Origin of the sequence: Mesorhizobium sp. M7A.F.Ca.CA.002.04.1.1, from assembly GCF_004022805.1 — a bacterium.
Lineage (GTDB): Bacteria > Pseudomonadota > Alphaproteobacteria > Rhizobiales > Rhizobiaceae > Mesorhizobium > Mesorhizobium ciceri.
In genome coordinates this window covers 1-4,950 of record NZ_RZPL01000429.1, presented here as the reverse complement: position 1 = coordinate 4,950, position 4,950 = coordinate 1, and the positions used below count along the sequence as shown (strand labels likewise).

Below are 4,950 nucleotides of genomic sequence, written 5' to 3'. Positions count from 1 at the left end.
CCCTCGCCCCGCCCCAGCACGTAGCCGAGGATGGCGTAGTTGATCAGCGAAAAGGGGGCTGCAAGCAGCCTGATCCTGATGTAGACGCCCATCGCCTCGCTGACGCGCGGTTCGGCGCCCATGAATTTTTGCCCGGCGATGGCGACCAGCGGCGCAAGGGCAGCGAGCACGATGCCGGCGATAACCGCGATCAGCACGGCGCGCCAGAACACCGCCTGTTCCTCCAGGGCATCGCCACGCCCGAACGCCTGTGCGACAAGGCCGGTGGTGCCCGAGCGCAGGAAATTGAAAGAGGTGAAGACGACGTCGAAGATCAATGCGCCGGCCGCCAGGCCGCCAAGCAAGGCGGCATCGCCGAACTGGCCGACGACAGCCGTGTCGACCAGGCCGAGCATCGGCGTCGTCAGATAGGCTAGCGTCATCGGCACCGCGATGGCGAGCACGGAGCGGTTGGTGACGACAAATGATCCGGAGTGAATCGGCGATCCCGAGAGGATCGGGGATCCGGCGTCGGCTGGGGTTGCACCTTTGTCCAAGGATTGCTGCCTTGCTGATTGCGGCTTGATGGAACCGTCGATGTGCCCCATTTTCCGGCCACCGCGCAATCACCTATCCCTTGACGGCCAACCGAAATCCCGGTCTGGCGTGAGCCAGCCGGATACGAGTTCATGCCTCTGCAGATCGTCCATCATCCCGACTACGACGCCGGCTTCGCCGTCAACCATCGCTTTCCGATGAGCAAATATCCCCTGCTGATGGAGGCGCTGCGGACACGCGGCCTCGCCGGCCCCGAGGCGCTCAGCACCGCCGAACCGGCGCCGGCTTCATGGCTGGAGCTTGCCCATGCGGCGGACTATGTCGACCAGGTCGTCAACTGCCGCGTGCCCGAAAAGATCGAACGCGAGATCGGTTTTCCGATCGGCCCCCGCGTCTCGCTGCGCGCGCAGCTTGCCACCGGCGGCACGGTGCTGGCGGCGCGGCTGGCCTTGCGCCACGGTATCGCCTGCAACACTGCCGGCGGCAGCCACCATGCGCGGCGCGCGCAAGGCGCGGGCTTCTGCACCTTCAACGATGTCGCCGTCGCCGCATTGGTGCTGCTGGCCGAAGGCGCGGCACGAAACATCCTGGTCGTCGATCTCGACGTGCACCAGGGCGACGGCACGGCGGATATTCTCGCCGATGACCCGCGCGTGTTCACCTTTTCCATGCATGGCGACCGCAACTACCCCGTGCGCAAGATCGCCTCCGACCTCGATGTCGCGCTGCCCGATGGCACGGGTGACGCTGCCTATCTCGAGAGGCTCGCCGCCATCCTGCCGGAGCTGTCCGCCCAGGCGCATTGGGACATCGTGTTCTACAATGCCGGCGTCGACGTCCATGCAGATGACCGGCTTGGCAGGCTGTCGCTGTCGGATGACGGTCTGCGCGCCCGTGACGACATGGTCATCAGCCATTTTCGCGCGCAGGGCGTTCCGGTCTGCGGCGTCATCGGCGGTGGCTATTCCACCGATGTGCCCGCCCTTGCCGCGCGCCACGCCATCCTGTTCGAGGTCGCCGCAGGCTACGCCCGGTAGTTCTTCAAGCATGATCTCGGGACAAACGGTTTCCGTTTGTCCGAGAAAACCGGTTCCCACTTTTCGGGATCATGCTCTACTTCCGGTAGTTGGCAAGCCTGAGCAGGATGAAGGCCGGCACGACGATAGCCGCGCCCAGCAGGATATAGCCGAGGAAGCGGTCGATGGCGTGGAAGCCGAGATTCCACAGGTCCATGAAGAACTTCCGGATGCCGTAGAGCACATCCATCGGCGACCAGCCGAAGGCATTCATGACCAGGCCGACGAGGAAAGACACCACCAGCAGTTTCAGGATCACCTTGAGCGGCGAGTCGCCAAGAAAGCGCGTCAGTGCGGACAAGGCTCGTCTCCCGATTGAGGCACCCAGGCTCGAGGGCGTCGGCCAGACATACGCACTTGGCTTGTCCGCTTCAAGCCGGGAGTTTTGCGGGATGCCAACGGCCTGCACCGCGCGATTGCATGGCAGGCTTGTGCTGCCAAACGGACTAAACCCGCGCCAGACTGTTAAATTTGCGTAAACAACATCGCTTTAATTTATTGAAAACAAAGCGAAAAACCTTCATTTTTCGATTTCCCGCAATGTGCGTGCAATTTTCGCCTGCGAGACGGTCGGCGTCTTTCAGGCGATTGGCCGCGCGGGCGATCTGACCCCCTACCACAACTGGCGAAAGCCAGTCCCAGGACCGCGCAACCATCCCTGAAAGACACCAAATCGGAGCCCGACCGCCTCAACGGTCGAGTTCTTCGGGAAACCTGCGCATCGATTGCCGGATGCGCGCGTGTGTTGGAGTAATGCAGTGTTCTCTCAAGCAAAGATCATCCTGACGGCAAGTGCCCTTGCCATGTACCTCCTGGGGCCGGCGATGGCCGCCGACCTTTCGCCCGCCTACAATGATCCCCCCGCGTTCCAGTGGAGCGGCGCCTATGTCGGCGTGCATGGCGGCACGGCGTTCACCGGGATGCCGAACCCGTTTGCCGGCAGGAATGGTCTCAGCGGCGGCGTTCAGGCCGGCTACAACCAGCAGATGGGTCCAGCGGTTCTCGGTGCCGAGATCGAGGGCTCCTATCTGGGCGGCGCCGAGCACGACGTCCGGGGCGGCAAGATCAAGGAAAAATGGCGCGGTGCCGCCAAGGCCAAGGCCGGCTTGAGCTTCGACCAGACGCTGCTGTTTGGAACCGGCGGCGTCGCCATGACCAAATTCGACAAGGGCGACAAGGTGAACGATATCGACGGATGGAAACTCGGCTATCTGGTCGGCGGCGGCATCGAGCAGGGTTTTGCCGGCGGCCTCTCGGCCAAGGTCGAATATGACTATGTGCGCACCCCAGGCGTCGAAACGACGTCCGCCCTGGGCAAATCCAAGGCGACGATCGGCAGCCATGAACTGAAGGCCGGCATCAACTACCGGTTCTAGGGCAGGCCATGGGTTCCGTTGAACCTGTTCTGTATTCTGCTTGAACGACCTTGCGCGGCGCCCGGATGCAACGGGGCCGCGCGATTGCTTTGCCTCCATCCGCACCGTCATCGACGCATGTCGGCAGACCGCATTTGGGTGCCAGGTCCTGCGTAATGCCGATGCAATCTTCACGTCCTAAAGCGCGTCGCATCGAAACGGATCATGCGGCCCGCTTCAGGTTTTGTTTTGTGCATGTCGTTGTCCCAAAACCGGGACCGCTTTTGGGCGACATGCATTCGGTGCCGCGGATGACCTTGATGACGGGAATCGGATATGTCCAAACGCAGCGCAAACCATCTGGTGTGGATCTCCAAGGCGTTCTTCATCGCGATCGTGCTGGTGCTGACGGGATGCGCCTCCGACATCATGAAGAACTACATCGGGCAACCGGTCGAATCGGTCATTCTGGACTACGGGCCGCCGACCGCCGTCGTTGATCTCGGCCGGGGCGAGCGGGCCTATCAGTGGCGGAAAATATCCACCAATGCGGTTTCCGGAAGCTCCAGCGGCGAAGTTCGCCACACAAAACACGGAACCGTCTACGAAGAAACCGAAACGCCTGGCTATATCGAGCGCCAGGAATGCTTCTATACGTTCTATGCCCGCGCCTCGGGCGGCAGATGGTTCATCACCAATTTTCGTCAACCGAAGCTGGAATGCGAATGAATTGCCACAGCGTGCCGGCTGCCTGTGACGGAGAGTGCGCATGCGCATCCTGCTGATCGAGGACGAGCCGGAAATGGCCTCGGTGCTGAAGACCGCGCTCGAGCGCCAGGACATCATCGTCGACCATGCCGCGACACTGGCGGATGCCGAAGCCGTGGCGCGGCTCGGCCACCATGACGCGGTGGTGCTGGACCGCCGGCTGCCGGATGGCGATGGCCTCAGCCTGATCCCGCGCCTGCGGGCCTTGCATCTGGACGTGCCGGTGATCGCGTTGACGGCGCTCAGCGGGCTCGACGATCGCGTGGCGGGGCTCGACGCCGGCGCCGACGACTACATGGTCAAGCCGTTCGCCACGGTGGAACTGGTCGCCAGGCTCAATGCCTTGCACCGGCGTTCGTTCACCACGCGTGCCAATCAGGTGATGGTCGGCCGCCTCACCTATGATTTCCGCCATCGCGAGGCGCTTGTCGAGGACCAGGCGCTGGAACTGCCGCGGCGCGAGCGGCTGGTGCTCGAAACGCTCATCCGCAGGCCGGGGCGGACGATCATGCGCGGGGCGCTGGAAGAAGCCGTCTATGCTCTCGACGACGAGATCGGCTCCAATGCATTGGATGCGCACATTTCGCGGCTGCGTCGCAAGCTCGACGACGTCGCTGCCGGCATCGAGATCAGGGCGATCCGCAACCTCGGTTATCTCTTGCGGGCCGCCTCGTGAAGAAGTCGCGCACGCGATCGCTGCAATGGGTGCTGGTGCGGCGGATGATCCTGTTGCAGGCGGCGACGCTTCTTGTCTTCATCGTGCTGTGCGCGGCCGCGCTGTGGATCGCCGATCCACGGCTTCTTGTCGACAACGAGGCTGCCGTCGCCACCCTCAAGGATGCCGTCGATCGTGACGGCAACGGCAGATTGATCGTCCATGAGACCGATGGATTGCGTTCGTTTCGTAAGGGGTTCCCCAATGTCTGGTACATCATCCGCGACAACAACGGCCAGAGCATCCGCTTCGGCAGCATACCCGACGTCTACACCAGGAATTTTGGCGATCTGCTGGGCCAGGCCGATCACGCCACCATCGGATTTTCCGAAGATGATTTGAGGCCGGAGGCCTACCTCGAAAAAGTTTCGACCAAGGCTGGCACGGTTCAGATCATTGCCGCGACGCGATCGTCGCGGGAAGAGACCGACGGCCTCGAAGTCACCATTTCGGCCACCATCGACGTCGCCAAGAACCCGGACGGCAGCAGGAACTGGGA

6 protein-coding genes and 1 pseudogene are annotated in these 4,950 nt (G+C 62.7%); 5 read left to right on the top strand and 2 right to left on the bottom strand.

Features of this window, described 5'->3' with window-relative positions; all coding sequences use genetic code 11:
* Positions 1-422, bottom strand: a 422-nt coding sequence (locus tag ENZ75_RS20850; protein WP_245465450.1) for an MATE family efflux transporter, incomplete at its 3' end; no start/stop codon positions are given.
* Between the two features lie 246 nt (positions 423-668).
* Between ENZ75_RS20850 and ENZ75_RS20845 the strand changes: the two genes are divergently transcribed.
* Entirely contained in the window at positions 669-1,574 is a 906-nt protein-coding gene (locus ENZ75_RS20845; RefSeq protein ID WP_063170026.1) for a histone deacetylase, read from the top strand.
* A 76-nt stretch (positions 1,575-1,650) separates the two neighbouring features.
* Here the strand turns inward: ENZ75_RS20845 and ENZ75_RS20840 are convergent, their stop codons facing one another.
* Positions 1,651-1,914 carry a DUF6460 domain-containing protein gene (locus ENZ75_RS20840; RefSeq protein ID WP_013533620.1) on the bottom strand — a complete coding sequence of 88 codons (264 nt, stop codon included), beginning with the start codon at positions 1,912-1,914 and terminating at the stop codon, positions 1,651-1,653.
* Between the two features lie 457 nt (positions 1,915-2,371).
* Here ENZ75_RS20840 and ENZ75_RS20835 point away from each other — a divergent pair, with 457 nt between their 5' ends.
* The 4 genes and pseudogenes from ENZ75_RS20835 to ENZ75_RS20820 form a co-directional block, all read left to right on the top strand.
* Entirely contained in the window at positions 2,372-2,989 is a 618-nt protein-coding gene (locus ENZ75_RS20835; RefSeq protein WP_082826646.1) for an outer membrane protein, read from the top strand.
* A 315-nt stretch (positions 2,990-3,304) separates the two neighbouring features.
* Positions 3,305-3,697 (top strand): hypothetical protein, encoded by a 393-nt coding sequence (locus ENZ75_RS20830; RefSeq protein WP_013533622.1) that lies wholly within the window; start codon positions 3,305-3,307, stop codon positions 3,695-3,697.
* A 40-nt stretch (positions 3,698-3,737) separates the two neighbouring features.
* Entirely contained in the window at positions 3,738-4,412 is a 675-nt protein-coding gene (locus ENZ75_RS20825) for a response regulator transcription factor (protein WP_013533623.1), read from the top strand.
* A pseudogene (locus tag ENZ75_RS20820) lies at positions 4,409-4,950 on the top strand (sensor histidine kinase); the annotation flags it as partial. The gene ENZ75_RS20825 and the pseudogene ENZ75_RS20820, both read left to right, overlap by 4 nt.

Excerpts from the sequence above, each read along its gene's own strand:
- ENZ75_RS20845 (WP_063170026.1), top strand. The coding sequence starts at position 669 with ATGCCTCTGCAGATCGTCCATCATCCCGACTACGACGCCGGCTTCGCC.
- ENZ75_RS20830 (WP_013533622.1), top strand. The coding sequence starts at position 3,305 with ATGTCCAAACGCAGCGCAAACCATCTGGTGTGGATCTCCAAGGCGTTC.
- ENZ75_RS20825 (WP_013533623.1), top strand. The coding sequence starts at position 3,738 with ATGCGCATCCTGCTGATCGAGGACGAGCCGGAAATGGCCTCGGTGCTG.